Origin of the sequence: Kribbella jiaozuonensis (assembly GCF_005233875.1) — a bacterium.
Taxonomy (GTDB): domain Bacteria; phylum Actinomycetota; class Actinomycetes; order Propionibacteriales; family Kribbellaceae; genus Kribbella; species Kribbella jiaozuonensis.
In genome coordinates this window covers 76,678-102,529 of record NZ_SZPZ01000003.1, presented here as the reverse complement: position 1 = coordinate 102,529, position 25,852 = coordinate 76,678, and the positions used below count along the sequence as shown (strand labels likewise).

Sequence of the window (25,852 nt, the reverse complement as noted above, 5' to 3'; positions counted from 1 at the left end):
GCACGCTAACAAATGGATCAGTCCGAGCGGCCCTTCAGGCGGCGGTTGACCGCGCGCTCGACCTCGCGGGTCGCCTCGCGCTCGGCGAGTGCGTTCCGCTTGTCCCAGGTCTTCTTGCCGCGGGCAAGGGCGATCTCGACCTTCGCGCGGCCGTCCTTGAAGTACAGGGACGTCGGGACGATCGTCAGGCCGCTCTCGTTGACCTTGCGCTCGATCTTGTCGATCTGGGCGCGGTGCAGCAGCAGCTTCCGCTTGCGGCGGGAGCCGCCGTTGAACCAACGGGACTGCGAGTACTGCGGGATGTGCACGCCGTGCAGCCAGATCTCCCCGTTCTCGACCTGCGCGAATCCGCCGACCAGCGACGCCCGCCCGGCCCGAAGCGCCTTCACCTCCGGCCCCTCCAGCACCATCCCCGCCTCCCAGGACTCGCCCAGCTGGTAGTCATGCGCAGCCTTCCGGTTGCGCGCAACCACGGGCTCGGCGTCTGGCTTCTTCACACACTGATTCTCCCGCCGCAGGGCTCAGAAGGCCTAACTCGGTAGCCGCAGGGTCGACCCACACGTAACCTCGCCGGCATGTCGACATGGACCACGCCCGAGCGGCCCGAGCCACCGATCAACCCGGTTGACGAGCGGTCCGCCCTCGACGACCGCCTCGACTTCCAGCGCACCACGCTGCTCCAGAAGTGCGGCGGCCTCACGCCGGAGCAGCTGGCGACGCGGTCGGTGCCGCCCTCGACGCTGTCGCTGCTCGGGCTTGTCCGGCACCTGTCAGGGGTCGAGGCCTGGTTCCACGAGTACGACGACCAGCCGGACCACCTGTACTTCTGGGACTACCAGCCAGGCTCGACGAACCGCAGCGACGTCGTCGACATCACGCGGGCCGCGGACGACCTGGCCAGCTATCAGGCGAGTGTCGCCCGATCGCGTACGGCGGTGGCGGGGCTCAGCCTCGACGCAGTCAGCCCCGGCGAGGACTACACGCTGCGCTGGATCTACCTGCACATGATCGAGGAGTACGCCCGCCACAACGGCCACGCAGACTTCCTCCGCGAGCGCATCGACGGCGCCACGGGCGAGTAGCCCGGTCAGTCCAGCGCGGCCGCCTTGTTCAGCAGCACTGAGCGCTCGCGTTCGTTGGTGCACAGGCGAGCGGCCAGTTCCAGTTCGGCGCGGGCCTCGGATAGGCGGCCGAGGCGGGTGAGGAGTTCGCCTCGTACGGTCGGGACCAGGTGCGAACCGGGGAGTCTGTCCGAGGCGACCAGCTCGTCCACCATGGCCAGGGCCTCGGCCGGACCGGAGGCCAGGGCGACGGCGACGGCTCGGTTGAGTTCGACCACGGGCGACGGCGCGACCCGACCGAGGGCCTCGTAGAGCACGACGATCCGGTCCCAGTCGGTTGCCTCCACGGACGGCGCCGACGCGTGTACGGCGGCGATCGCAGCCTGCAGGCCGTACGGGCCGAGCCCGCGCACCGACGCCTTCGCCAGCGACGCCAGCCCCCGGTGGATCGCCGAGAGGTCCCACCGCTGCCGGTCCTGATCCTCGAGCAGGATCGGCGAACCATCCGGGCTCGTGCGGGCCGGGAAGCGCGCCGCCGTCAGCTCGCAGAGCGCGAGCAGACCGTGTACCTCGGGCTCGTCCGGCAGCAGCGCCGTCAGCGTGCGGGCCAGCCGGATCGCCTCGTACGCGACATCCCGGCGTACCAGCAGGTCGCCCGACGTCGCCGTCGAGCCCTCCGTGAAGATCACATAGACGACGCTGAGTACGCCGCCCAACCGCTCCCGGCGCTCATCAGCCGGCGGCAGCTCGAACGGTACGCCGGCCGCCGCGATCGTCTTCTTCGCGCGGGTGATCCGCGCCTGCACAGTCGGTACGGGGACCAGGAACGCGCGGGCGATCTGCTCGGACGACAGCCCGGCGACCACCCGCAGGGTCAGCGCCACCCGGGCCTCGGGCGAGAGCACCGGGTGGCAGCTGATGAACATCAACGCCAGGACGTCGTCGTCGATCCGGTCGGGGTCGATGTCCTCGTCGACGACCGGATCCGCCGCGAGCAGCGCGTACCGATCCTTCAGCGCCGTACGGCGGCGGATCGCGTCGATCGCACGCCGCCGGGCCGTCGCCATCAGCCAGCCGGCCGGACTGGCCGGAGGGTTGCGTGGCCACGACACCAGCGCCTCGGCCACCGCCTCCTGCGCGGCGTCCTCGGCCAGCGCGAAATCCCCGGTGAACCGGGTCAGCGCGGCCACGATCCGCGCCGACTCGATCCGCCAGACGGCCTCGACATCCGCCGTATTCATCAGACCCGGCCGGCGCTCTCACTCCCAGCCCGCTCCCCGGCCTCGGCAGACTCCTCATGGCCCGGCGGCCGCTCGTCCTCGCCGGCAACCCGCCGTACCTCGATCTTCGACCCGGCAACCGACGGCAGCCGCTTGGCCCACTCGACCGCCTCCTGCTTCGACGCGACATCGAGCATGAAGTAGCCCCCGAACAGCTCCTTCGTCTCCCCGTACGGCCCGTCCGTCACCACCGGCGCCTCACTGCTGAAGTCGACCACCACACTCTCGGCCGCATCATCCAGCCCCTCGGCCGCGATGAACACCCCGGCCGTCATCAACTCCTCGATGAACTGGTACGTCGAAGCCGCCAACTCCTCGAACCCGGCCATCACCGCCGCATTCGACTCATCGGTACCCCGCATGATCAACATGTACTTCGCCATCGCACTCTCCTCGTCCCCACGAACCGCCTCTCGGCCCGCTTCACACCCCCAGGTCGAACGACCAACCCCAAGATCGACAACGCCCCCAAGAAACTTCTCGCCGCGCTGCATATCGTCGCAGCTGTCAGTGATGAAGCGCCTGCGCCGCGGGTGGTTCGGTGAAATGGCGGAGCGCTTCGACGACAACCGTCATCTGGGGATAACCGTTTGCCTGGGATTGGGTGGGATCGGAGACTCGCGTCGTATGGATGATGGCGAGCTTGACGTGCTGTTGAGGAATGAGCGTTACCCGCGGTCGGCGGCGTACCCGGGGCGGTGGATGGTTGATGGTGGGATGGGGCCGAATCCTGTGTGGCAGGCGGAGGCGCTGGCTGAGGTCATGGCGCTTGAGGCGGGGATGCGGGTGCTCGACCTGGGGTGTGGGGCCGCGCTCAGTTCGATCTTTCTGGCTAAGGAGTACGGCGTTGAGGTGTGGGCGGCCGACCTGTGGGTCACGCCTGACGAGAACCTGCGCCGGGTGGCCGACGCTGACCTGGAGGACCGGGTTCACCCGATCCACGCGGAAGCCCATGCCCTGCCCTTCGCCGAGGGCTTCTTCGACGCGCTCGTCAGCATCGGCGCGTACCACTACTTCGGCACCGACGACCTTTACCTCGGCTACTACTCACGTTTCGTGAAACGCGGCGGCCGGCTCGGCATCGTGCAACCTGGCCTCGTCGCGGAGTACGAGGCGCTTCCCCCGCCGCACCTCGCGCCGTACTGGAAATGGGACTTCTGCGCCTGGCACAGTCCCGCGTGGTGGCGTCGGCACTGGGAGAAGACCGGCCTGGTGACCGTCGAGGTCGCCGACCAGCTCCCCGACGGCTGGCGAGACTGGCTGCAGTGGAACGAAGCTTGCGACCAAGACAGCGGTACGCCGGGCCGCGAGGAAGCCCAGATGCTCCGCACCGACGCCGGCCAGACTCTCGGCCTCACCCGACTAGTTGCCCACCGCAACTGAAAGCTTGGCGTCCAGCTCGTCGGTCATGCGGGTGAACTCCGCGGCCAGGTCGATGTCGTAGCAGTCGGCAAGGACCAGGACGGACCAGAGGCAGTCGGCCAGCTCGTGGCCGAGGCGGATCCGGGCATCGTCGATCTCGCGGCGCCCGCCGACCGCCATGACGAGCGCTGATCTCAACGGCTCGGGCCTGGAGGGCTGGTAATTCCATGCCGACAGAGCCTACGTTCGGCAGGATGGCGGGGTGGAGCGTGAAGAGGTGCTGACGGGCGGGAACGTCGCCGATCGCGTCGTGCGGATCGGGGCGACCGTGCGGAAGCCTGCGCTGCCCCAGACGCCCGGGGTTGAGGCTGTACTCGAGCACCTCGCCGAGAGGCAGTTCGACGGCGCGCCGCGTACGTACGGGCGTGACGATCAGGGCCGGCACGTTCTTGAGTACGTGCCCGGCGAGCTCGCCCACGCGCAGCCGCCGTCGACTCTGGACGAGCTGCGGCGGATCGGCCGGCTGATTCGCGAGCTCCACGACACGATGGAGTCCTTCGAGCCACCATCAGACGTCAGCTGGAACGTGATCGTCCCCGATCCCACCGGCGGCGACCTGATCTGCCACAACGACCTCGCGCCCTGGAACCTGGTCCGCAACGATCAGCGCTGGGTATTCATCGACTGGGACAACGCCGGCCACTCGTCGCGACTCTGGGATCTCGGGTACGCCGCAACCGCCTTCCTCCCGTTCGTCGCGGGAGGCGACGTGGACGCCGACGGGCCGCGGCTGCGTGCGCTGGTGGACGGCTACGGCCTCGACCTGGAGCAGCGGCGCGCCCTTCCCGCACAGATCGCGGCCCGAACGCGCGGGCAGTACGACGTACTGATCCGCGGCCACGAGACCGGCGAGCAACCGTGGGCGCGCATGTACGACGAGGGCCATGCCGACTACTGGGGTCCGGCCGCCGCGTACGTCGCCGAGCACCACGACGCGTGGGTCGCGGCGCTGGTCTGACTTCACCCTCCTGGCGTGCCGATCCAGCGGTGGTACGTGGGTAGGTCGACGTTGCTGCCGCAGATGATCGTGAGTACGTGGCGGCCGGCGAAGCGCGTGGGGTCCTCGAGGACCGCGGCGACGCCAAGCGCGGCGGACGGCTCGACGATGAGCCCCGCGTGGTTGTACAGCAGGCGCATGCCGCTGATGATCGATTCCTCTTGGACGAGTACGGCGTCATCGGCGATCAGCAGAAGGTCGTCGAGAACTTCCGGGATCGGGAACCGGCCGGCCACTCCGTCGGCGATCGTGTCGGTGGAGTCGGTCGTGACAACGCGCCGCTCGTGCCACGAACGCGTCAACGCCGGCGCACCATGCGGCTGCACGCAGATCACGTCAACGTCGGGCGCGAGCTCCTTCACCACATAACCCACGCCGGTCGCCATAGCCCCGCCACCAAGGGCAATCAGCACGGTGTCGAATGTCGGCGTACCCTCCATCAACTCGAGCCCGATCGTCGCCGCGCCTTCACACGTCTCGAGATCCAGACTGTCTTCGAGCAGCCGAATTCCTTCGTACTCCGCAATCGCCGCCGCCCGCTCACGCGCCAACTCGTGATCCCCGTCAACGAGTTCCAACGTCGCGCCCAGCGCACGGATCCGATCCAGCTTCGCCTTCGTCGCAAACCGCGAAGCCACCACCGTCACCTCAAGCCCCCGCCGCCGCCCCGACCAAGCCAGCGCCTGCCCCAGATTCCCCGCACTCGCACAAACCACAGCCCGCGCCCCACCCGCAGCCAACCGACTCGCAACCAACTCAGTCCCACGCCCTTTGAAGCTGCGAACCGGATTAGCCGTCTCAAGCTTGACACTCACCCCACACCCCAGCGCCCCCTCCAACGCCTCACACCGATACTGAGGCGAATCCAGAAACACCCGATCAATAACCCCCCGAGCCGCCCAAACCCGCCCCATATCCAGCCGACTCTCTCCCACAACCCAAGAGCCTAACGGGCTTGCCGCCCCGCCCGCACCCAACGACCCAACCAGCGCCGCGCCAACCACCAGCGGATCATCTTGGAGAGCATCAATCGCGGCTCTCAACCACCGCTCACGAATAGCAGCCAGGACCGGCGCACTTCCGTCGGTCGTCCAGAGCTGGTCATCACCGGCGCTCATGCGGCCGGCTTCGGTAACAGGATCGTGCCTGTGTCTGCGACGGGGAGTTGATCGAGTTCGCGTACGCCGCAGTGTTCGATGCCGAGGTCTCCGGTGAGGGACTCGATGAGCATGCTGTGGGAGACGGCGATGAACGGCGTGTTGCTGAGTGCGGACTGGCGTTGGAGGGCTCGCGTTGCTCGGCGGCGTACGGAGGATTGTGGTTCCCAGGTGCGGGCTTCGCCGGGTGGCCACTCGCCGTTGTGGAGGTGGAAGTCGGCGGCGGCGGCGACGGCCTCCGCTGTGCGCCAGGAGAGTGTTGCGTCTGGCAACCATTCGCGGAGGTCGAACTCGACTGCGGTGAGCGGGAGGTGGGTCTCGGCCGCGATCAAGGCGGCAGTTTGGAGGGCCCGGGTCATAGGTGAGGAGATGATGCGGGTGGCGCCGCTAGCGCGGAGCTTTTGGCCGACTTCTTTTGCTTGTTGGATGCCTACGGCAGACAGCGGAGAAAAGTCACGCGCCGGGCCCCACCAACCTTCTGCATCTAATTGAGCGCCATCGACTTCACCGTGGCGGACCAGGAGAATTCTTGGCACGGTTATTCCTCGCCGGAGAAGCGTTCCCAGGCTGATTGGCGGCTTATTCCTAGGGCTTCGCCGATTCGGGCCCAGGTGACGGAGCGGGAGCGGAGGCGGAGGACGCGGTCCTGGACGGCGGCTTCGACCTGGCTGTGGGACGAGTTGATGCGGGCCATGTCGGCGAGCAGTTCGTCGTCGGTCTTGCCGTCTAGGGGTGGGAACGTCGGCATCGGCTTCCCGCCGATCAGGTTGTCGCACAGGCCTACGCATTCGTTGCAGATGAAGACCCCGGGGCCGGCGATGAGGTGTTCGACCTCGTCGCGGAGCTTGCCGCAGAACGAGCAACGCATCAGGTTGTCTGACATCACGCCTCCTCATTGTGTCAGGGTCGCCCTGACAACGCTTGTCAGGCTAAGCCTGACAACCTCGGTCGGTCAAGAGTCGGGGAGAATCCGTGCATGGCGACGTACGTGCGGTACCAGAGTCCGGTGCCCGATCGACGCGGGCGGCGGATCGGGATCTTCGGGTTGGTGAACATGTTGGCGAATCGCGGGTGGTTGAGCGCGGAGGAGGAACGCTTCCGGCGTACGACGAACGATTGGTACGACGCGACGTACGTGAATCCGTCGACCGTTGATCCGACGATTTACGAGGACAATCCGCACGCCGCCGCGTGGTTCGTCCCGACGGCCGAGCATTTGCTGGAGCCGATTCCCGGGTATCTGAAGATCCTTGCCGCGCACAACCTTCCGTGCGAGCGGTTCACCTCGACGTCGCCGGGTCGCGTTGTCTACGAGGACCCGCACCAGGTGGTCGTCGTACCGCACGAGCCCGAGGACCTCGACGCCGTGACGACGTTCATGTGGCTGCCGCCTCGCAGGGAGGCCTAGATGGGTCTGGTGTATCTGACCGGGTCGTCCGGGGTCGGGAAGACGACGGTCGGTGGCGAGCTTCGGCGGCGGGGTTACCTGGTGTACGACGTCGACGGGTTGGCGCGGTGGTTTCACAACGTGTCAGGGGTCGAGGTCAGCATGCCGGCGGAGCGGGATGACGCCTGGTTCGCGGATTACACCTATCGGCTGCCGGTAGAGACGGTGCGGCGGATCGCCCAGGAGGTTGGCGACGGGGTCGGGTTCGTGTGCGGGACGGTCGGGAACGACGGGGAGATCTGGGAGCTGTTCGACGCGGTGGTCAGTCTGAGCGTCGACGCCGGAACGCTGCGGCGGCGGTTGGTCGGGCGGGCCGGGGCGTTCGGGTCGAGTGGGGACGAGTTGGAGCGGGTGCTGGCGTGGCATGCGCGGGTGGATGTGGACAACGCGGGGTACGGCGCGGTGCTGGTCGACGCGACTGGTCCGGTCGCGGAGGTCGCCGACGCGGTTGAGCGCATTGCCGTGAGCTGCTAGTAGTACGTCCTATGACGACCGAGTGGGAAGCGTCGGAGTTGCCGCGCGGGATTGTGGCCTTGCTGGATGAGCCGCGGACGTTGGGCGAGCTGGCCGAGCGGCTGGAGGTGACGGACGCCCGGGTCCTCTGGTACCTCGGCAAGCTCCGTGACGCCGGCCGGGTCGTAGAGGACGCCAGCGCTTGGCGACGTACCGCAGCCGGCGCGGAGCTTGCGGAGAGCCCGGCGCCAGCGACAGGCGGGCGGACGGAGTTGCCGGGCGCGAGCGCGCAGGACTATGTGCAGGCGTACGCCGACGCAGCCGCGGGGATGTTCGGGACAGGGTTCGTGCAGGACACGGGAGAGCACGCCGGGCGGGTGCCAGGTGAGCGGGTCGCGGAGTTCCATGAGCGGTTGCTGGGTCTGATCGGCGAGTACTTCGCCCCCGACAAGGTCGATCGCGCTGCCAGCCCGAAGTACGGCTTCCGCTGGGTGCTGACGCCGGTCGACCTGCACCCGCTCGACGACTAGGCAGGCACCCAGCACAAGCAGAACGGATGCCCCGCGGGATCGGCGTACACCTGGACACCACGTGCCGCAGTCGCATCGTCGGCGGGTTTGAGGAGCCAGGCGCCGAGAGCGAGGGCGCGCTCGTGGGCGGCGGTGTGCGCGTCGACGCCCTCGAAGTACAGGTCGATGTGGATCTGCTGCGGCGCACCGTCAGGCCAGTCCGGCGGGACGTGGTCGGGCGCGAGCTGGACACCGAGCGCCCACCCGCCGTCGACCCAGATCGCGTGCCAGCGCTCGCTCCACTTCTCGACGGTGCCGTCGAGGAAGGCCGCCCAGAACGCGCTCTCGGCCTCGATGTCGGCCGCGTCGAAGACGATCATCCGGTGCTTGATGTCCATACACGCAGTCTGACGGCTGAAGTGGCCACGCGGATCACTTACGGTGATGCACATGGCGTTTGCTGCGAAGGGGAGCAAGGGAGAGTCGTTCCTTGCGGTGGTGGTCGGTGGCGGGGCGGCGTTCGGGCTGATCGTGATCACGTCGCGGGCGTGGAAGGCGTGCCATGTCGACGTGACCGGCAGCGTGCCGAACGGGCTGACGTTGCTGTTCCTCGGCCTGCCGCTCGCATTGATCGTCAACCTGGTGCTGTTCACCCTCGTCTTCCGGTACGCCGGGAAGGCGTTCCTGTTCTCACTGATCGCCGCCGCCATCGCGATCGCGATCGCCGACCTCGCGCTGTTCTCATGGCAAGGCACCCCGGCCGGCTCACCCGGCACCTGCCCGGGCAACGTCCCGCCGTGGTGGCCGACCTGGATCCCCACCTAGTCCAGGAGCCGAAGCAGCGCGGCCGCACGCTCCGGAGTGCCGATGTGCGCGGTCCCCGGGAAGAGCCGGCCCCACGAGCTGGCGCGGGTGAGCGGGCTGAGCCTGCGCGCGAGGGCAGCCACCCGACGTAGATCGGACCGCGGGTGTTCGGCGGTCCACGGCTCGACGTACGCGTCCTCCAACCGCTGGACCACGTCCGGGCCGAGCTGCTCAGCCGCACGGTCGATCGCGACGAGCAGACTGCAGAACGGGTGGCCGACGTTCGCGTCACCCCAGTCGAAGAACGTGTACCGCCCGGGCCCAGCCACCAGGATCTGCCCGTCATGGAGATCGGCGTGGTCAAGCGTCGCCGCGATCCCGAACGCGTCCAGCTCCGCGCACAACTCCACCAACCGAGGCCGGAACGCCGCCAACCGCTCGCGATCATCCACCCCAACCGTGCGCACGATCGAGTCGAAGAGCGCAGGTAGCACCCGAGCGTCAGGTACGCCGAGACGCACCAGATCCTCGACCCGCGGCACGAGCGCCCGCTGCAGATCGGCGTACTGAACCAACACCTCTTCCCAGTGCCGCACGTCCAAGGCCTGACTGCGCAGGAGCGGGCCGCCGTCCGGGAGGAGCGCCCAGCCGCGAGTGCAATCGACGGCGTACGGCGTGAGCACGTGCCCGGGCGCCCAACGCGACAGCGCCTCGGCCAGCGCCGGCTCGAACGCACTGTCAGGCGACGTCGCCTTGAACCAGACCGGACGCTCAGCGCTGACCCGGATGATCACCGACCACGGCCGCAGCCTCACCCGCCGCGGCTGCGTATCGCTGACACCGAGCTTCGCAAGTTCCCGATCGAGCCAGGCAAGGGCGGCCGAGCGCCACGACGGATCCTCCCAGGGCGTCTTCGCGTCCGGGTACGACCCGCGGTCGATCTGCACAGGGTCAATAATCGGGGGATGACGCGCTGGCCGGACACCCAATTTCGGGTCGGCATCTCCGGATGGCGGTACCCGCCGTGGCGCAAGGTCTACTACCCCGAAGGCCTCCCGCAGCGCGCCGAGCTCGAGTACGCGTCGAACCGGCTGAACTCGATCGAGCTCAACGGCTCGTTCTACGCCCTCCAACGGCCCTCTTCCTACCAACGCTGGTACGACGAGACGCCCGACGGGTTCGTCTTCTCGGTCAAAGGCCCGCGCTTCGTCACGCACATGAAGCGGCTGGCCGACGTGGACGCGCCGATGGCCAACTTCTTCGCCTCCGGAGTGCTTGCGCTTGGCAACAAACTCGGTCCGGTGCTGTGGCAACTACCGCCGAACTTCCAGTACGACGCCGAGCGCTGTGCGACGTTCTTCGCGCAGTTGCCGCGGACAACGTCTGCCGCCGCGGAGGTTGCCAAGGGCCACGACGAGCGGATGGAAGGTCGCGCGTTGCTCGAATGCGCCGTCGACATCCCGGTCCGGTACGCGATCGAAGTACGCCACAACAGCTTCAAAACAAAGGAATTCGTCGAGCTGGCGCGGGAGCACAACATTGCGGTGGTGTGTGCGGACACGGCCGGCAAGTGGCCGATGTTCGAGGACGTGACGGCGGACTTCGCGTACGTCCGGTTGCACGGCGCCGACGAGCTCTACGTCAGCGGGTACGACGACAAGTCGCTCGGCCGGTGGGCTCGGAAGATCCGCTCGTGGAAATGCGACACCTATGTGTACTTCGACAACGACGTGAAGGTGCACGCGCCGTACGACGCCGAACGGCTGGCGGACCGGCTCGGGATCAGTTCGGCCACTGCCGAAGTATGACGGGCTTACCGTCAGCGGCATGACTGAGAACCCTGGTGAACTTGTCGGACAAGCTGTGGAGCGGTCGCTGAAGCTGATCGTCACCTGGCCGGCCTGGGACGGTGAGCCGCTGATGTCCGACGACGGGCGGACGTTCACGCCGCACAAGGCGGTCCGCCGGATCGCCGACCACATGATCGATCACCTCGCCGAGATCGAGGCGCTGCTGGCCGGCGTACCGACGCAGCCCGACGAATGGCACGCCAGCGCGCTCATGTCCGCCGCCGACCTCGCGCCGTTCTCCGAAGAGGACGTACGCGAGGCCGAGCAGCGGCTGAGTCGGCTCGGGCGCACCTTCGTACTGCGGTACGCCGCCGTCGACCCGGCCGAGTGGGACAAGGACCGTAGCCCGAACTGGACCCTCCGCCAGATCGCCGAACACCTGACCGAACTCGACTGGTACGCCGAACAGGTCGGCAACCTGTCACAACCGAACTAGTTACAAGCGAACTAGAACAGCCGAGCCCCGACCGGCTGCTCGAGGTCGAGCAGGAACTGCTTCCGCTTGAGCCCGCCGGCGTACCCGGTGAGCGAGCCGTTCTTCCCGATCACCCGATGACACGGGATCACGATCGACAACGGGTTCTGCCCGACCGCCTTACCGACGGCCTGCGCGGCGTACGCCGGTTCACCCAGCCGCGCCGCGATCTCGCCGTACGTCGTGGTCTCGCCGTACGGGATCTCCTCGAGCACCGTCCACACGCGGCGCTGGAACTCGTCCCCGTGCAGCCGGGTCGCAACGTCGAAGGTCACCCGCGCGCCGGCGAAGTACTCCTCCAACTGCCCGACGACCGCGGCGATGAACGGGTCGGTGGCTTCGACCCGTTCACCGAGCGTCTCCGCGGTCGGCTTGACCCAGTGATGCGGGAAGTAGACGCCGACCAGTACCTCGTTGTCGGCGACCACCGTGAGGTCACCGATCCGGGTGCTGACAATCGCGTGCCTGTTCATACAGGTAGAACGCACCAGCACCCGAACCTGTGAGTCTCTACGACCCGATCCGCTCCCGCGTCCGCTGCCGGAAGGCGCGGCCCACAGTGGTCCGCTCGTCCGGCTGGATCTCGGCGACCACGATCGCCGGCCGCCCGTCGGCCGACGCCTGCGCCACCCACGCGCCGCGCGGATCCGCCACCCCGGCCACCAGACCCGTCTCCGGGTTCGCGGTGACCGCCAGGCTGATCCAGCATGTGTTGTTCGCGGCGGTCCCGCACACCTGGACCCCGATGTGCCCGTTCGGCCCGTGCGTGCTGGCGTACGAGACGAGCACGGCGTCGACGCCGAGCCGGTCGTACTCGGTGAACAGCTCCGGGAACAGCACGTCCAGCCCGAGCGCGAGCCCGAAGCGGTACCCGTCCACCTCGAAGGTCACCGGCGCCGTGCCCGGCGTGTACATCCAGGTCACCTTCGTGGTCGAGAGCGCCCGGTCGTCGTACCGGGCCACCACCTGGCCCTTGGCGGAGACGACGTACGCGCTGTTGTGCGGACGCGCGTCCGGCAGTTGGTGCACCGACGGGATCACGGTCCAGATCCCGAGCTCCCCGGCGAGCCGGGTGATCTGGCCGAGCTCGTCCTCGAGCATCGCCCAGTCAGCCTTGGTCCAGTCCGACGGGCCGATCTCGTCGGGCCCGAGCGAGGACAGCACGACCTTGCTCGGGAAGCAGATCGCGCCCTCGGTGAAGTGGACCAGGCGGGCGCCGGCCGCAGCCGCCTCCCGCATGAGCGAGCGGACCTCGGCGCCGCTCTCCCGGAGCAGCGTCGGGTTGGTCGGGTCTTCGTGCACCGTCGACTGCGCGACGGCGATACGGAACGGTTCCGGCATGTCTTCTCCTGTTGGAGTCGGACGGAAGTGCCGGAGGGCAGACGTGTAGGACTCGCCGGTTTTCGCGGCGCGGGCTCGGACCCGTTGCTTGAAGTTCCTGTGCGCTGTCATCTGGCCTTCCACGCACTCGCACGCGATCCCCCAGCGATCCCGTCGAGGCGGCTGACCAGGACGAGCGGCCCGAGACAGGAAGTCCCTTTGCCTTCTCACTGTGACCGCGCTGGGGCCGGTCGACGAAGGTGAGGCGCGGGCCGCGCCGGACCCACATCCTCGCCGAGCGCCGCGACCAGCGTCAACCGAACACGCGGCAGTCGACCAAGGTCAGGCGAAGTCGTCGGCGGCGTCCATGGCGACGCCGACCAGCTCCGGGCTCAGCTCGACGATCGTGTTCCCGTCGACGTCCACCTGGCCATGCTCACTGATGGCGAAACCGATCAGCGCCAGTGCGCCGGCCCGCTGTCGTCGCTTTCGATCGGCCGGGTTCTCGGGTCGCGGCAGCTCGCCGCCGTCCTCGCGCTGCCACGCCACCACCGCATGTTCGGCGAGCGCCCGCGGCACGACCACCCGGATCCGCGGGAGCGCGGCGGTCCGGAACGTCGTACCGATCAGACCCAGCACTCGCGCGTCGTCCGTGTACACGCCATGGATGGTAGCGACCTGGGGCGGCATAAAGTCGGACCTGGACGCGGTTGTCCTCGGAGTACGACCAAGACGATGGTGACGATGGTTGGGAGCAGAGGGTGAGCATTCGAGTCGGGTACAAGGCTTCGGCGGAGCAGTTCGGTCCGCGGGAGCTGGTGGAGTACTCCGTCCGGGCCGAGGAGCTCGGGCTCGACAGTGTGACCGTTTCGGACCATTTCCTGCCGTGGCGGCACGAGGGCGGCCATGCGCCGTTCGCGCTCGCCTGGATGGCGGCCGTCGGTGAGCGGACCGAGCGGGTGCTGCTCGGTACGTCGGTGCTCACGCCGACGTTCCGGTACAACCCGGCCGTGATCGCGCAGGCGTTCGCGACCCTCGGCGTGCTGTACCCCGGGCGTGTCATGCTCGGCGTCGGCAGCGGCGAGGCGCTGAACGAGATCGCCGTGTCCGGCATGGAGTGGCCCGAGTTCAAGGAGCGGTTCGCGCGGCTGCGTGAGTCGGTGCAGCTGATCCGCGACCTGTGGACGAAGGACGGCGTCAGCTCCGAGGGGCCGTACTACAAGACCGTCGACGCGTTCATCTACGACCGTCCCGAGACGCCGATCAAGGTGTACGTCGCCGCCGGCGGGCCGCTGGTTGCGAAGTACGCCGGGCGCGCGGGGGACGGGTTCATCGCGACGTCGGGCAAGGGGATGGAGCTGTACACGGACAAGCTGATCCCTGCCGTTAAGGAAGGTGCGGAGAAGGCCGGGAAGACGTTCGAGGACATCGACCGGATGCTCGAGGTCAAGATCTCGTACGACCGGGATCCCGAGCAGGCGCTGGAGAACACGCGGTTCTGGGCGCCGCTGTCGCTGACGCCGGAGCAGAAGCACAGCGTCACCAGCGCGACCGAGATGGAGCGGCTCGCCGACGAGCTGCCGATCGAGCAGGTCGCGAAGCGGTGGATCGTGGCGTCCGACCCCGAGGAGGTCGTGAAGCAGTTCCAGCCGTACCTCGATGCCGGCTTCAACCACTTCGTCGTACACGGTCCGGGGAACGACCAGGAGCGGTTCCTGACCCAGTTCACCGAAGACGTTCTGCCGTTGCTGCGCAAACTGTCTTGAGCTGAGGAGTCAGGCAGCTCACAATCAGCGAGTGCCCGACTATCAAATCGTTCGCGACGACGACCCGCGGTGCGCCGAGCTGGAAGCAGCCGGCTACCGCGTGGTCGCCGAGTCGTGGGCGGTGCGGTTGTTCGATCCGGACCGTGAGTTGCTGGAGTCCGCCGTACGCCGGGCAACCGCCGGCGGGCTGACGATCCGCGAACTCGGCCCCGAGTCGGCCGAGGTCCTGCACAACCTCGAGAAGGCGAACGAGCCGGACTACCCGTACACGCCGGCGACCCATCGGGTGGTGGGCGAGCTCGGCGATACCCGCGCGCTGTGGCCGGCCTATCGCGTCTTCGGTGCCTTCGACGGCAATCGGCTTGTCGGCGCGACGGTGATCCGCCAGAAGGACGGGTACGGCGACACCGCGTTCACCTCGGTGCTGGGCACCCACCGGCGGCGAGGGGTCGCCCAGGCCGTCAAGGCCGCGTCGATCCTCGCGTTCCTCGACATCGGCATCAGCCGCTTCTCCACCGGCGGTGCCGCCGCCAACCAGGCGAGCCTGCAGGCGAACCAGTCGCTGGGGTATCAGCTGACGGAGCAGTGGCGAACGTACGCACCTGAGTAGGAGCACGTACTGCGGTGAGCCCCCGGCGTACTGCGGTCCGCCCCCGCGTGCTTCGCAGCCGCCTCTCGTCGCTACGCGCCTCGGCGCGACCACTACGCACGCTGCCCACCCACCCCCGGGCTTATCGCCCGGAGCATCCTTCCGGCTGTCGCCGGTGTCTGCGGCTGCCGCCGCTGTTTGCTCGCTGTCGCTCGCGTGTGACTGCGTTTGGCCGGCGTCTGCTCGTCGTGCGGCTGTTGCGCGGGGAAGCTGGTCCGTCCCCCGCCCGCCCCCGGCTCATCGGGGGGTGTTGCGGGCCGCCACCCGCGGTTGCTCGCTCGCGGTCGAGTGACTGCCAACGGGTCGCCTGCCTTCAGGCGGCTGTGGGTGGCGGGGACAGGTGAGCCCCCGCGTGGCTCCTGCCGCCGCTTCTTCCGGCTGTCTGCCGCGTTCTGCTTGTGCGACGGGTTGGCCGGGGCGAGACGGCGTTGTGCGGGAGTGTGGCGACTCCCCGCGCGCTACGACTTCGTCTTCCGGCTGGCGAGGGCTGATCGGGCGGTCATTCGCCTCCTACCGGGACGGGAGCAGACTCGATAGTTCCCCGGTCAGCGCTGGGCTGTGGGATCGCGTTGTCGATCAGGACCTTCGCGATGGTGGCGGCGGTGGGGAAGGTGTTGGTGTTGAGGACTCGGGTGCGGGCTGAGGCGCCGTCGATGAGTAGGGCCAGTTGTTCGCCGAGTTGTTCGGGGTTGGTGGCGCCGGCTTCGCGGGCGGTTTCGGTGAGGCGGGCGGCGATGGCGGTCTTGTAGTCGCGGGCGTACTGGGATGCCGGGTGTTCGGGGTCGTGGAGTTCGACGGCCGCGGCGATGTACGGGCACAGCGGCGTGGACTCGGGGATCTCGAACGCGGCGAAGAGTCGCTCGCGGGGTGTGAGGTCATCGCGGTCGAACACCCCGGGCATGACATCGGGGTCGAACCGGCGCAGGTACTCGGCGACGAGTTCGTCCTTGTTGGTGAAGTGCTGGTACGCCGTGCGCTTGGACACCTGGGCCGCGGCGCAGAGCTGGTCCATGCCGGTGCGGTTGATGCCCTGATCGCGGAACAGTTGCTGCGACGCGCTGAGGATCCGCTCGCGTGCGCCCCTGCCCCGGCGCCGGCCCTGGGGGCCCTTCTCCAACTCCGTCATGCCTGCAGCATAGCTCGTTCGGTACCGATCGGTGTACTTAGCTTGCGCTCCGATCAACCGCCAGATACGTTACGTACACAATCTGGTGTACATAAGAACATCAAGGCAACGGAGTGATCGTGGGAAAGCTCGATGACAAGGTCGCGGTGATCACCGGCGGATCCACCGGCATGGCTCTGGCCGGCGCCAAACTGTTCGTCGAGGAAGGAGCGCACGTCTTCATCCAGGCCCGGCGGCAGGAAGCACTGGACGATGCCGTCAAGCTGATCGGCCGCAACGTCACCGCGGTCCAGGGCGACGCGGCCGACCTCGACGACCTGGATCGCTTGTACGACGCCGTCAAGCGCGAGAAGGGCTCGATCGACGTGCTGTGGGCCAGCGCCGGCATGGGTGAACCCGCCGTCCTCGGCGAGATCACCGAGGAACAGTTCCACCGCGCGTTCTCGCTCAACGCGCGCGGCACCCTGTTCACGGTGCAGAAGGCACTGCCGCTGATGAACGACAACGGCTCGATCTTCATGACCGGATCGAACGCCTCCCTCGGCGCCTTCCCTGGCTGGAGTCTCTATGCGGGAAGCAAAGCCGTCCAGCAGGCCTGGGCCCGCGTCTGGCTCAACGAACTGCGCGACCGCAACATCCGGGTCAACGTCCTGACCCCCGGCCAGGTCGCGACGGCCAAACAGGAAGAACTGTTCGACGAGGCAACCAAAGCCGCATTCGAGTCCCTCATCCCACGCGGACAGATGGGCCGCCCCGAAGAAATCGCCAGCGTCGCGCTGTTCCTCGCGTCCGACGACTCCAGCTACGTCAACGGCCTGGAACTCGTCGCCGACGGCGGCACCACCGCTATCTGAGCCACGACCCACAACGGGAAGAGAGCACACCTCATGAACAGCATCACGCTCATCGGTACGGGGAACATGGCCCGTACCATCGGCACGCTCGCGCTGGCGGGCGGCAACACCGTCGAGGTCATGGGACGCAACCAGTCCAAGGCCGATGACCTGGCGAAGGCTCTGGGCGGCGACGCGACAGCGGGCAGGTGGGGCGCCGTACCGGCCGGGGACATCGTCATCACGGCCCTGCTGTACGACGGTGTCGTGCCAGTCGTCGCCGAGTACGGCGACGCGCTCGCGGGCAAGGTCATCGTCGACATCAGCAACCCGTTCAACGCGATGTTCGACGGACTGGCGCACGGCGAGGAGACCTCGATCGCGCAGGAAGCCGCCAAGGTTGCCCCGGCCGGCGCCAGCGTGGTGAAGGCCTTCAACACCATCTTCCGCAACGTCCTGGAAGACGGCCGCCCGAACGTCTTCCTCGCCGGCGACGACGCGGACGCCAAGGCGCGGGTAGGGGCATTCATCGAGACCCTCGGACTACGCCCACTGGACGTCGGCGCCCTCAAAATGTCCCACTGGCTCGAAGGAATGGGCCTGATCACAATGGGCCTAGCCCGCAACGGCATCGGCCACTGGAACTTCGCCCTCGGCGTCAACGAATTCAACGGGTGATCCCTCGCGCGGGGGTAGGCCGCGGCCCCCATAGTCGAGAGAGTCCACGCGCGCCGAGCCGCAGCCACCTCGACAAGTACGAACCCGCGCCACCACGAGGCGTTCGCACGCGCGGCAGCGCGCGCGGGTGCGGGCGGTAGCCCGCAGGTCCGGCGGCACCCGGAAGGTCCCGGCGATGAGCCCGGAGGTGGATGCGGGCAGCCGGACCTGCGGACTGCCGCGGCTACCTCGCCGCGTACGAACCCACACCACGGCGGGGCCCGTCGCAGCCACCTCGACAGGTACGAACCGGCCGCACCACCAGGCGGTCACTCGCGCGCCAGCGCGCACGGGTGCGGGCGATAGCCTGCAGGTCCGGCGATAGCCGGAAGGGATGCTCCGGGCGATAAGCCCGGGGGTGGGTGGGGCGGCGCGTAGCACGGCGACGAAGGAGTCGCGCGTAGCACCGCGAGGGCTGGCTACATCCGTGCGGGCAAACCGCAGTACCTAATGCAGGTCTTCGGACAACGACTTGGCGGCTTGGGTCAGGAGGGGGACGGCTCGTTCGACGAGGTCTTCGGTCATGCGGCCGGCGGGGCCGGAGATGGAGATGGCCAGCGGGCTTGGGGCGTCGGGGACTGCGACCGCGACGCAGCGGACGCCGACCTCCTGTTCGCCTTCGTCCATTGCGTAGCCGTGGTCGGAGGCCTGGTGGAGTTGGGTGGTGAAGGCGTCGGCGGTTGTGATCGTGTTGTCGGTGTGTTTCGGCATGCCGGTGCGGTGCAGCAACTCGCGCACCTCCGACTCCGGGAACTGCGCCAGGATCGCCTTCCCCACGGCGGTGCAGTGCGGGAGGACGCGCCGCCCCACCTCGGTGAACATCCGCATCGAGTGTCGCGACGGGACCTGCGCGAGGTACACGATCTGGTCGCCGTCGAGCATTGCCATGTTGGCGGATTCGCCGAGTTCGTCGACGAGGTGGGCGAGGTGCGGGCGGGCGAACACGCTCAGCATGTGTGATGAGCTCTCGCCGAGGCGGATCAGCTTCGGGCCGAGGATGTACTGCCGGGACGGCTCTTGACGGAGGTAGCCGAGGTCCACGAGGGTTCGGACCAGTCGGTGGATGGTCGGCAGCGGCAGGCCGGAGGCCGTGGCCAGCTGGGACAGGCCCATCATGCCGCCCGCGTCGGCCATGGTCTCGAGCAGCCCGAAGGCGCGCTCGATGGACTGCACACTGCCAGTACGGCCCTTGCTGCCGTTCGTCTCCGCCATGAAGACCGCCTTTCCGGATGACGGAAGTTTAGCGCCAGATCGCGGAAACGCCAGCTCTTGTCTCTTCCGCACAGTAGATAATAGCCTCCACAATACGGAAAAGGAGGCCCTATGGACGACCTGCTGGCTGAGCTCGACCGGCGCCTTGCCGCCGCGGACGCGGCGCTTGCTGCCGATTATCGAGGCGATCGCGGCGTTCGCCAGCCGATCCACACCGTGTACGTGCCCGCCGATCGGTACGACGTACGCACCGTCGGCGACTGGGGTGCGCAGGCGCGCGCGGCACTCGACGAGTACGGCGGATCGGCCGCGGACCTCGCGAAGGTGCTGGACCTCCCGGCCGAGTTCGCGGACGACGTCTACGACCGGGTCCGCGCGAAGTTGGAGCGCGAACCGATCGAGGACCTGCGGATCGACTTCGAGGACGGCTACGGCAACCGCCCGGACGACGAAGAGGATGCCGCCGCGATCGCAGCCGCTCGTGCCAACCCCGGGACCCCTTTCTACGGTCTGAGGATCAAGTCGCTGGAGGCGCCGACCCGCCGCCGCGCAGTTCGCACCCTCGACCTGTTCCTGAAAGAAGCCACGATCGCCGACGGCTTCGTGATCACGCTCCCGAAGGTGACCTCGGTCGAGCAGGTCGAGGCGATGGTGCTCGTACTCGAGACGCTCGAGCAGCAGTACGGCGTACCGCGGCTGAAGTTCGAGATCCAGGTCGAGACTCCGCAGGCGATCCTCGGCGCCGACGGCACCGCGCTGATCGCCCGGATGGTCAAGGCCGGCGGCGATCGCGTCACCGGGCTGCACTACGGCACGTACGACTACTCGGCCTCGCTCGGCATCGCGGCGGCGTACCAGAGCATGGAGCACCCGGTCGCGGACCACGCCAAGGACGTGATGCAGCTGGCCGCGGCCGGCACGGGCGTCTTCGTATCCGATGGATCGACCAACGTTCTCCCGGTCGGCGACGCCGTGCACGATGCCTGGCGGCTGCATTTCCGGCTGGTACGGCGTTCGCTCGCCCGCGGCATCTACCAGGGCTGGGACATGCATCCCGCCCAGCTCCCGACCCGTTTCGCGGCGACGTACTTGTCCTACCGGGAGGGCTTCGACCAGGCCGCTCGCCGGCTGCGTGCGTACCTCGGCCACGGCGAGTCCGGCTACCTCGACGAGCCAGCCACGGCGGTCGCGCTCGCCGGTTTCGTACTGCGTGGCATCGAGTGCGGCGCGATCGACGAGACGGAGTTCGACACCACTGGTCTCGCGAAGCTGGCGCGCAGGGCGGTGCCGGAGAGCTAGCCTCGCGACATGAGACTCGTTGCGGAGTTCACCACGGAGCCCTTCGATGTCGAGGGTTCGCCGCCCGCGCATGCGACCGAGGCGTTGCGGGCGGCCGAGGAGGCCGGTCTCGACTGCGAGTTCGGGCCGCTCGGTACGCAGGTGAGTGGTGAGCAGCATCTGTTGCTGCCAGCGCTCCCGAAGGTTCTCGAGGCGGCGTTCGCGGGCGGCGCGAGCCAGGTGACCTTGCAGGTACGGCGCGATGCCTGAGCAGCACCCGCTCGTCGACGCGATCACGCCACTGGTCGAGCGGCTGAATGCGCAGCTCGTCCCGCCGGGCGACGCCCGCGCCGACGACATCCCGCTGGTGTGGGAGGGGGAGCCGGTCGTCGCCGTACGCTTACCCGCCCCCGTCAGCAGCCCAGCCGGCGCCCCCGCCGCCACCGGCTCGACCGGCGTCCAGGGCCTGTTGGCGGAGGTCGCGGACGAGTTGGGTGGCCCCCTCGACCAGCTCTCCCGCCACGACAAGCAGCGGGCGGTCCTCATGCTCGAAGCCCGTGGCGCCTTCGAGTTCCGGAAGTCGGCCGAGATCGTGGCCGAGGCGCTCGGCGTCACGCGCTTCACCGTCTACAACTACCTGAACCGCGCTCGCTGATTTTCAACAAACTGTTGACGACGGACGAGCCGGGTGTCACGCTCTCGTCATACGGAAAGTCGATTTCGGGATTCGAGAAGGTGTGTGATCCGTGGACCTGGAGGAGTTCAACTCCACTCCGGCTGACCGGCTCCGGCCGGCCCTGGCGGCCTGCTGCGACGTACCCGAGTGGGTCGAGGGAATCCTGGCCAAGCGGCCGTACGGCGACGTCGCCGCGCTGACCGCGGTCGCGGACCAGTCGCTGCGGGAGCTCGACGACAACGAGGTCGATCGTGCACTCCAGGCGCACCCGCGGATCGGTGACCGGCCGCAGGGTGTGAGCACCGAGGCGTCCTGGTCGCGGAACGAGCAGTCCGGTGTCGGCGACGACCCGGGCGCCCGGCGAGAGCTTGCCGAAGGCAACCGTCAGTACGAGGAGCGGTTCGGCCGGGTGTTCCTGATCTGTGCGACCGGGCTGTCCGCGCAGGACATGCTCACCAGCCTCCGCGAGCGTCTCATGCACGACGAGGCGACCGAGGCCAGGATCGTTCACGAGGAGCTGCGCAAGATCGCGCTGCTCCGGCTGGCCAAGGTGGTGGACGCATGAGTTCGCTCAGCACGCATGTGCTCGACACTGCGCTGGGTCGACCGGCGCAGGGTGTTCCGGTGCGGCTCTACCAGGACGACGTCGTACTCGCGACCGGTGCGACCAACGAGGACGGTCGGATCGCTGAGCTCGTCCCGGTGCTTGCCCCAGGCATCTACCGGCTCTGGTTCGACGTCGCGTCGTACGCCGCCGCGACCGGTCAGGACAGCTTCTTTCCCGAGGTCTCCGTGACCTTCACGGTCGCCGACGAGCGGCACTACCACATCCCCCTGCTGCTCAGCCCGTTCGCGTTTTCCACCTACCGAGGGAGCTGACCCCATGGCCATCCACCTGGGCGCCAACCAGTACGGCAAAGCCGAGAGCCGCGTTGTCCGGATCTACCGCGACACGCCCCGCCACCAGATCCGCGACCTGAACGTCTCGACCGCGCTGCGCGGCAACTTCGAGGCCGCGCACACGACCGGCGACCAGAGCGACGTACTGCCGACCGACACGCAGAAGAACACCGCGTTCGCGTTCGCGAAGGAGAAGGGCGTCGGCGCGATCGAGGACTACGCGCTGACGCTCGGCGCACACTTCCTCGAGGCCTCGCCGGCCGCCGAGGGCGCGCGGATCGAGGTCGAGGAGTACGCCTGGGACCGGATCCAGGTCGACGGCCAGGACCATGATCACTCGTTCGTCCGGACCGGCGGCGGCGTGCGTACGACGGTCGTGAACGTCGAGCGCCGCGGCGACGAGCGGAAGTCCTACGTCGTGTCGGGCATCAGCGATCTCGTCGTACTGAAGTCGACCGGGTCGGAGTTCCACGGGTTCCTCAAGGACAAGTACACGACGCTGCCGGAGACGAACGACCGGATCCTCGCGACATCGCTGGTCGCGCGCTGGCGCTACGACCACACCGACGTTGACTGGGACAAGTCGTACGACGGGATCAAGGGGCTACTGCTGTCGCGGTTCGCCACGATCCACAGCCTTGCGTTGCAGCAGACGCTGTACGGCATGGGCGAGGCCGTGCTCGAGCAGCACCCGGAGGTTGCCGAGATCAAGTTCTCCGCGCCGAACAAGCACCACTTCCTGGTCGACCTGTCGCCGTTCGGGGTCGAGAACCCGGGCGAGGTCTTCATCGCCGCGGACCGCCCGTACGGTCTGATCGAGGCGACCGTGACCCGCGACGACGCGAGCGACGCGGGCAGCGCCTGGCACGCCGTACCAGGGTTCTGCTGACCATGTCGAGGATCGTGATCGAGGGCGCCTACGTGGCGACCCTCGATCCGTCCCGGCGCGAGTTCGCCGGGCATGTCGTTGTTGAAGGCAAGCAGATCGTTGCGGTCGGCCCCGGTCCGGCGCCGCACTACGACGATGCCCGGGTCATCGACGGCTCGGGATGCCTTGTCACACCAGGCTTCGTGAACACGCACCAGCACCTGTACCAATGGGTGACGCGCGGTCTCGCCGCCGACGCGACGTTGTTCGAATGGCTGACGACGCTGTACCCGGTCTGGGCGCGGATCTCCGAGGAGACCGTGTACGTCGCTGCGCGGGCCGCGCTCGCTCAACTCGCACGGACCGGATGCACCACCGCAGCCGACCACCACTACGTCTTCCCGCGCGAAGGTGGCGACCTGCTCGCGGCCGAGATCGCTGCGGCCGCCGAGGTCGGCCTACGGTTCCATCCCGCTCGTGGGTCGATGGATCGCGGTCAGAAGGACGGTGGGTTGCCGCCGGACTCCGTGGTCGAGGACCGCGACGAGATCCTTGCCGCGACCGAGGCCGCGATCGACCGCTGGCACGATCCGTCGCCGGACTCGATGCTGCAGATCGTGGTCGCGCCGTGCTCGCCGTTCAGCGTGAGCGGCGAACTGATGCGCGAATCGGCCGAGCTGGCCCGGCGTCGCGGCGTACGCATGCACACCCACCTCGCCGAGACCACCGACGAGACGGACTGGTGCCGGGAGACGTTCAACTGCACGCCTCTCGAGTACGCCGACCAACTAGGGTGGACCGGCAACGATGTGTGGTTCGCCCACGGCATCCACTTCGACGACGCCGAGATCAAGCACCTCGGCAGCACCGGCACCGGCGTGGCCCACTGCCCGAGCTCCAACGCTCGCCTGGGCGCCGGCATCGCCCGCACCGCCGACCTCCGCGCGGCCGGCGCTCCTGTGGGACTCGGCGTGGATGGTGCCGCGAGCAACGAATCCGGCAGCCTGGTCGAAGAAGTCCGGCACGCGCTGCTCTTCGCCAGAGCCCGCGGCGGACCGCAATCCCTCACCGTCCGCGCCGCCCTGGAGATGGCGACGCTTAATGGTGCCCGCATCCTCGGTCGCTCGGACGACATCGGCTCCCTCGAGCCGGGCAAGCTTGCCGACCTGGCCGTGTGGAACCTCAACACCCTCCCGCACGCCGGCATCCCCGACCCGATCGCCACACTCGTCCTCAGCACCCCTCCGCCCCTCGACCTCCTCCTCGTCAACGGCCGCCCTGTAGTCGAGCGCGGCGCCGTCCGCACGGTCGACGAGCATTCTCTGGCCGACGAAACAGCCCGAGTTCAGCACAACCTGACGGCCTGAACCCGGCAGGACGAGCTGCTGATGGCGAGAACTCGCCATCAGTCGAATGACCCGGTCGCCATGGTCAGAATGGGGACATGGCCTCCCGGCGCGATCCGTACGCTCGGGTCTCGCATGCCCTGGACCAGGGCAAACGTCGGGTCCGGCTCGGCGTTGCCGCGCCCGCGCAGACTCTGCGCGGGTCGCAGTCGTCGCTCTGGGACTGCATCACGAAGCTGCGTTCGCAGGCGCGACAAGAGATCCTGAGCTTCGACGACACCAGCTATCTGCTCGCTCACGACGTACCGGATCCGATCCAGCAGCGGGGTCCAGCCACGCTTCGCGCCGCCCTCGGTCGCGGTGCACGGGTACGCCAGGTGACGTCGCGGGCGGGGATCCTGGCCGACCAGCAGCTCGGTGCGATCGTGTACCGAGCCGGTGGTGAGGCGCGGGTCGTCGACGTCGTACCGCTGAAGCTCTCGATCATCGATCGGCAGACGGCTCTGCTGCCGCTGAACTCGGCGGTCCTCGCAGAGGGCTTCCAGATCATCCGGGATCCGAGTGTGGTGTCCGCCCTGGTCGCGGTGCACCAGACACTGTGGAACGAGGGGGCGGAGCCCGAGGGAATGGAACGCGATCTGCCGCCACCACACCTGGCCGCGATCCTGCCGGCGCTGGCATCGGGTGCGACCGACGAGGTCGCGGCATCGCGTCTCGGGCTGTCCGCGCGCACCTACAGCCGCCGTGTCGGGGAGCTGTTGACGCTGCTCGGCGTCCGCAACCGTTTCCAGGCCGGCGCCGAGGCGGTTCGCCGCGGTTGGCTCTGAGCAGCTGACCGTCAGACGATGACGGCGAGCTGACGGCGGCCTGACTCATGATCTCAGTGGACGCGCACCGCGCCCGCCGCGACCGGACGGACTCCGGGCGACAAGGAGATTCCCGATGAGCAGCAAGGACATCTGACCTGATCAGCTAGCCGGCCGGTCAGCAGCGACTGGCGGACGTCGCGGAGTCCAGGCCCCGGATCGATGCCCAGCTCGGTAGCGAGATTCCCGGCCAGGTCGTCGTACGCCGCGAGCGCCTCGGACTGCCGGCCGGTGCGATGCAACGCGACCATCAGGTGGCCCCACAGCCCTTCGTGCGCCGGGTGGGCGCGCGTCAACGCCCGGAGCTCCGGAACCAGATCATGGTGGCGACCGAGCTCGAGGCGGGCCGCGATCGACAGCTCGACGGCGGCAAGCCACTCGTCGGTCAATCCCGCGACGGCATCTCGCACCAGCGGCACCTCGGCGAACTCTTCGAGCGGCGCTCCGCGCCAGAGCCGCAGTCCTCCCTCCAGAACTGCGGTCCTGCACGCCAGGTCGTCCGTCGAGCGAGCCTGCTCGACCGCGGCGCGAAACCCTGCCGCGTCGAGCTCAGCCGGCCGGAGCCGGATGCGGTACCCGACCAGCCCGGTCTCGATCCGGCTGCGGCCGACGAGAGCGCGCAGCCGACGTACGTAGGTCTGTACGGCGTCCCGCGGGCACGCGGGCTGGTCGACCGGCCAGAGCACCTCGGCCAACTCCGCGACCGGCACCTCCCGATGAGCACAGACCAGGAGCGTTGCCAGCAGCAACCGCAACCGCGGAGCGGTCACGAGCACTGGTACGCCATGGTCGTCGAGCACGTTCAGCGAACCGAGCACCTGGAATCGCACGCGTTCTACC

The 25,852-nt window shown here is 68.3% G+C and carries 36 protein-coding genes; 21 read left to right on the top strand and 15 right to left on the bottom strand.

Translation table 11 applies throughout. From position 1 onward, the window contains the following. Positions 1-17: 17 nt before the first annotated feature. Positions 18-497, bottom strand: coding sequence for an SsrA-binding protein SmpB (gene smpB, locus FDA38_RS20070; protein WP_137255638.1), 480 nt, complete (start codon positions 495-497; stop codon positions 18-20). Positions 498-575: 78 nt separating this feature from the next. Between smpB and FDA38_RS20065 the strand changes: the two genes are divergently transcribed. Then, the gene (locus FDA38_RS20065) at positions 576-1,082 is read left to right on the top strand and encodes a DinB family protein (RefSeq protein ID WP_137255637.1); all 507 of its coding nucleotides are present in this window, start codon (positions 576-578) and stop codon (positions 1,080-1,082) included. A gap of 5 nt (positions 1,083-1,087) precedes the next feature. On the opposite strand, the gene FDA38_RS20060 is transcribed toward FDA38_RS20065, so the two are convergent. Continuing rightward, positions 1,088-2,302, bottom strand: a complete 1,215-nt coding sequence (locus tag FDA38_RS20060) for an RNA polymerase sigma factor (RefSeq protein WP_137255636.1) — start codon at positions 2,300-2,302, stop codon at positions 1,088-1,090. After that, entirely contained in the window at positions 2,302-2,724 is a 423-nt protein-coding gene (locus tag FDA38_RS20055) for a YciI family protein (RefSeq protein WP_137255635.1), read from the bottom strand. Before FDA38_RS20055 ends, FDA38_RS20060 begins: the two co-directional genes overlap by 1 nt. Positions 2,725-3,058: 334 nt before the next feature. Between FDA38_RS20055 and FDA38_RS20050 the strand changes: the two genes are divergently transcribed. Further along, a complete protein-coding gene (locus tag FDA38_RS20050; protein WP_233714815.1) occupies positions 3,059-3,724 on the top strand; it encodes an SAM-dependent methyltransferase in 666 nt (221 codons plus the stop codon). On the opposite strand, the gene FDA38_RS20045 is transcribed toward FDA38_RS20050, so the two are convergent. Further along, positions 3,704-3,901 (bottom strand): nucleoside triphosphate pyrophosphohydrolase family protein, encoded by a 198-nt coding sequence (locus FDA38_RS20045; protein ID WP_202877767.1) that lies wholly within the window; start codon positions 3,899-3,901, stop codon positions 3,704-3,706. The genes FDA38_RS20050 and FDA38_RS20045 overlap by 21 nt on opposite strands. A gap of 64 nt (positions 3,902-3,965) precedes the next feature. Here FDA38_RS20045 and FDA38_RS20040 point away from each other — a divergent pair, with 64 nt between their 5' ends. Then, complete coding sequence (locus FDA38_RS20040; RefSeq protein WP_137255633.1) at positions 3,966-4,721, top strand: phosphotransferase; 756 nt, start codon at positions 3,966-3,968, stop codon at positions 4,719-4,721. A 2-nt stretch (positions 4,722-4,723) separates the two neighbouring features. On the opposite strand, the gene FDA38_RS20035 is transcribed toward FDA38_RS20040, so the two are convergent. The 3 genes from FDA38_RS20035 to FDA38_RS20025 all read right to left on the bottom strand — a co-directional run bounded on the left by FDA38_RS20035 (position 4,724) and on the right by FDA38_RS20025 (position 6,800). Continuing rightward, the gene (locus FDA38_RS20035) at positions 4,724-5,674 is read right to left on the bottom strand and encodes a threonine ammonia-lyase (RefSeq protein WP_202877814.1); all 951 of its coding nucleotides are present in this window, start codon (positions 5,672-5,674) and stop codon (positions 4,724-4,726) included. Between the two features lie 200 nt (positions 5,675-5,874). Beyond that, complete coding sequence (locus FDA38_RS20030; protein ID WP_170989810.1) at positions 5,875-6,453, bottom strand: histidine phosphatase family protein; 579 nt, start codon at positions 6,451-6,453, stop codon at positions 5,875-5,877. A 2-nt stretch (positions 6,454-6,455) separates the two neighbouring features. Continuing rightward, positions 6,456-6,800, bottom strand: coding sequence for a ClpX C4-type zinc finger protein (locus FDA38_RS20025; protein WP_137255630.1), 345 nt, complete (start codon positions 6,798-6,800; stop codon positions 6,456-6,458). A 93-nt stretch (positions 6,801-6,893) separates the two neighbouring features. On the opposite strand from FDA38_RS20025, the gene FDA38_RS20020 reads away from it, so the two are divergent. Genes FDA38_RS20020 through FDA38_RS20010 form a run of 3 tightly spaced genes read left to right on the top strand, consistent with a single transcriptional unit; the run spans position 6,894 to position 8,347 of the window. Continuing rightward, positions 6,894-7,325 carry a hypothetical protein gene (locus tag FDA38_RS20020; RefSeq protein ID WP_137255629.1) on the top strand — a complete coding sequence of 144 codons (432 nt, stop codon included), beginning with the start codon at positions 6,894-6,896 and terminating at the stop codon, positions 7,323-7,325. Next, positions 7,326-7,838 (top strand): AAA family ATPase, encoded by a 513-nt coding sequence (locus tag FDA38_RS20015; protein WP_137255628.1) that lies wholly within the window; start codon positions 7,326-7,328, stop codon positions 7,836-7,838. Between the two features lie 11 nt (positions 7,839-7,849). Next, positions 7,850-8,347 (top strand): winged helix-turn-helix domain-containing protein, encoded by a 498-nt coding sequence (locus FDA38_RS20010; RefSeq protein ID WP_137255627.1) that lies wholly within the window; start codon positions 7,850-7,852, stop codon positions 8,345-8,347. Here FDA38_RS20010 and FDA38_RS20005 read toward each other — a convergent pair. Further along, positions 8,344-8,724 (bottom strand): VOC family protein, encoded by a 381-nt coding sequence (locus FDA38_RS20005; RefSeq protein WP_137255626.1) that lies wholly within the window; start codon positions 8,722-8,724, stop codon positions 8,344-8,346. The two genes, FDA38_RS20010 and FDA38_RS20005, sit on opposite strands and share 4 nt — an antisense overlap. A gap of 52 nt (positions 8,725-8,776) precedes the next feature. Here FDA38_RS20005 and FDA38_RS20000 point away from each other — a divergent pair, with 52 nt between their 5' ends. After that, positions 8,777-9,151 carry a hypothetical protein gene (locus FDA38_RS20000; protein ID WP_137255625.1) on the top strand — a complete coding sequence of 125 codons (375 nt, stop codon included), beginning with the start codon at positions 8,777-8,779 and terminating at the stop codon, positions 9,149-9,151. On the opposite strand, the gene FDA38_RS19995 is transcribed toward FDA38_RS20000, so the two are convergent. After that, entirely contained in the window at positions 9,148-10,077 is a 930-nt protein-coding gene (locus tag FDA38_RS19995; RefSeq protein WP_202877766.1) for a phosphotransferase, read from the bottom strand. The two genes, FDA38_RS20000 and FDA38_RS19995, sit on opposite strands and share 4 nt — an antisense overlap. Before the next feature lie 18 nt (positions 10,078-10,095). Here FDA38_RS19995 and FDA38_RS19990 point away from each other — a divergent pair, with 18 nt between their 5' ends. Continuing rightward, positions 10,096-10,938 (top strand): DUF72 domain-containing protein, encoded by an 843-nt coding sequence (locus FDA38_RS19990; RefSeq protein ID WP_137255624.1) that lies wholly within the window; start codon positions 10,096-10,098, stop codon positions 10,936-10,938. Positions 10,939-10,957: 19 nt separating this feature from the next. Further along, positions 10,958-11,416: a hypothetical protein gene (locus tag FDA38_RS19985; RefSeq protein ID WP_137255623.1), complete on the top strand. Its 459-nt coding sequence runs from the start codon at positions 10,958-10,960 to the stop codon at positions 11,414-11,416. Between the two features lie 11 nt (positions 11,417-11,427). Here FDA38_RS19985 and FDA38_RS19980 read toward each other — a convergent pair whose 3' ends face one another. The 3 genes from FDA38_RS19980 to FDA38_RS19970 form a co-directional block, all read right to left on the bottom strand. Further along, entirely contained in the window at positions 11,428-11,928 is a 501-nt protein-coding gene (locus FDA38_RS19980; protein ID WP_137255622.1) for a methylated-DNA--[protein]-cysteine S-methyltransferase, read from the bottom strand. 37 nt (positions 11,929-11,965) lie between these two features. Next, on the bottom strand, positions 11,966-12,796 hold the full coding sequence (locus tag FDA38_RS19975; protein WP_137255621.1) for a carbon-nitrogen hydrolase family protein: 831 nt from the start codon (positions 12,794-12,796) through the stop codon (positions 11,966-11,968). Between the two features lie 321 nt (positions 12,797-13,117). Beyond that, complete coding sequence (locus FDA38_RS19970) at positions 13,118-13,435, bottom strand: hypothetical protein (protein ID WP_202877765.1); 318 nt, start codon at positions 13,433-13,435, stop codon at positions 13,118-13,120. A 101-nt stretch (positions 13,436-13,536) separates the two neighbouring features. Between FDA38_RS19970 and fgd the strand changes: the two genes are divergently transcribed. Then, complete coding sequence (gene fgd, locus FDA38_RS19965) at positions 13,537-14,541, top strand: glucose-6-phosphate dehydrogenase (coenzyme-F420) (RefSeq protein ID WP_137255620.1); 1,005 nt, start codon at positions 13,537-13,539, stop codon at positions 14,539-14,541. A 31-nt stretch (positions 14,542-14,572) separates the two neighbouring features. Beyond that, positions 14,573-15,151 carry a GNAT family N-acetyltransferase gene (locus FDA38_RS19960; RefSeq protein ID WP_137255619.1) on the top strand — a complete coding sequence of 193 codons (579 nt, stop codon included), beginning with the start codon at positions 14,573-14,575 and terminating at the stop codon, positions 15,149-15,151. 538 nt (positions 15,152-15,689) lie between these two features. On the opposite strand, the gene FDA38_RS19955 is transcribed toward FDA38_RS19960, so the two are convergent. After that, positions 15,690-16,316: a TetR/AcrR family transcriptional regulator gene (locus FDA38_RS19955; protein ID WP_137255618.1), complete on the bottom strand. Its 627-nt coding sequence runs from the start codon at positions 16,314-16,316 to the stop codon at positions 15,690-15,692. 119 nt (positions 16,317-16,435) lie between these two features. Here FDA38_RS19955 and FDA38_RS19950 point away from each other — a divergent pair, with 119 nt between their 5' ends. Both FDA38_RS19950 and FDA38_RS19945 read left to right on the top strand, forming a co-directional pair. After that, positions 16,436-17,170: an SDR family NAD(P)-dependent oxidoreductase gene (locus tag FDA38_RS19950; protein WP_137255617.1), complete on the top strand. Its 735-nt coding sequence runs from the start codon at positions 16,436-16,438 to the stop codon at positions 17,168-17,170. 33 nt (positions 17,171-17,203) lie between these two features. Continuing rightward, the gene (locus FDA38_RS19945) at positions 17,204-17,827 is read left to right on the top strand and encodes an NADPH-dependent F420 reductase (RefSeq protein WP_137255616.1); all 624 of its coding nucleotides are present in this window, start codon (positions 17,204-17,206) and stop codon (positions 17,825-17,827) included. 486 nt (positions 17,828-18,313) lie between these two features. On the opposite strand, the gene FDA38_RS19940 is transcribed toward FDA38_RS19945, so the two are convergent. Continuing rightward, a complete protein-coding gene (locus FDA38_RS19940; RefSeq protein WP_137255615.1) occupies positions 18,314-19,078 on the bottom strand; it encodes an IclR family transcriptional regulator in 765 nt (254 codons plus the stop codon). 111 nt (positions 19,079-19,189) lie between these two features. Between FDA38_RS19940 and FDA38_RS19935 the strand changes: the two genes are divergently transcribed. The 8 genes from FDA38_RS19935 (at position 19,190) to FDA38_RS19900 (ending at position 24,973) form a co-directional block, all read left to right on the top strand. Next, complete coding sequence (locus tag FDA38_RS19935) at positions 19,190-20,377, top strand: DUF6986 family protein (protein ID WP_137255614.1); 1,188 nt, start codon at positions 19,190-19,192, stop codon at positions 20,375-20,377. Positions 20,378-20,386: 9 nt separating this feature from the next. Beyond that, positions 20,387-20,626 carry a thiamine-binding protein gene (locus tag FDA38_RS19930; protein WP_130445744.1) on the top strand — a complete coding sequence of 80 codons (240 nt, stop codon included), beginning with the start codon at positions 20,387-20,389 and terminating at the stop codon, positions 20,624-20,626. Beyond that, a complete protein-coding gene (locus tag FDA38_RS19925) occupies positions 20,619-21,011 on the top strand; it encodes a helix-turn-helix domain-containing protein (RefSeq protein ID WP_137255613.1) in 393 nt (130 codons plus the stop codon). The genes FDA38_RS19930 and FDA38_RS19925 overlap by 8 nt, the downstream gene beginning before the upstream one ends. 91 nt (positions 21,012-21,102) lie before the next feature. Further along, a complete protein-coding gene (uraD, locus tag FDA38_RS19920) occupies positions 21,103-21,597 on the top strand; it encodes a 2-oxo-4-hydroxy-4-carboxy-5-ureidoimidazoline decarboxylase (RefSeq protein ID WP_137255612.1) in 495 nt (164 codons plus the stop codon). After that, entirely contained in the window at positions 21,594-21,911 is a 318-nt protein-coding gene (gene uraH / locus FDA38_RS19915) for a hydroxyisourate hydrolase (protein WP_137255611.1), read from the top strand. Before uraD ends, uraH begins: the two co-directional genes overlap by 4 nt. 4 nt (positions 21,912-21,915) lie before the next feature. After that, a complete protein-coding gene (gene pucL, locus FDA38_RS19910; protein ID WP_137255610.1) occupies positions 21,916-22,821 on the top strand; it encodes a factor-independent urate hydroxylase in 906 nt (301 codons plus the stop codon). A 2-nt stretch (positions 22,822-22,823) separates the two neighbouring features. Further along, on the top strand, positions 22,824-24,167 hold the full coding sequence (locus FDA38_RS19905) for an 8-oxoguanine deaminase (protein ID WP_137255609.1): 1,344 nt from the start codon (positions 22,824-22,826) through the stop codon (positions 24,165-24,167). Positions 24,168-24,244: 77 nt separating this feature from the next. After that, positions 24,245-24,973 carry a helix-turn-helix domain-containing protein gene (locus FDA38_RS19900; RefSeq protein ID WP_137255608.1) on the top strand — a complete coding sequence of 243 codons (729 nt, stop codon included), beginning with the start codon at positions 24,245-24,247 and terminating at the stop codon, positions 24,971-24,973. A gap of 53 nt (positions 24,974-25,026) precedes the next feature. Here the strand turns inward: FDA38_RS19900 and FDA38_RS19895 are convergent, their stop codons facing one another. Next, positions 25,027-25,842 carry an AfsR/SARP family transcriptional regulator gene (locus FDA38_RS19895; RefSeq protein WP_137255607.1) on the bottom strand — a complete coding sequence of 272 codons (816 nt, stop codon included), beginning with the start codon at positions 25,840-25,842 and terminating at the stop codon, positions 25,027-25,029. Between the last annotated feature and the right edge of the window lie 10 nt (positions 25,843-25,852).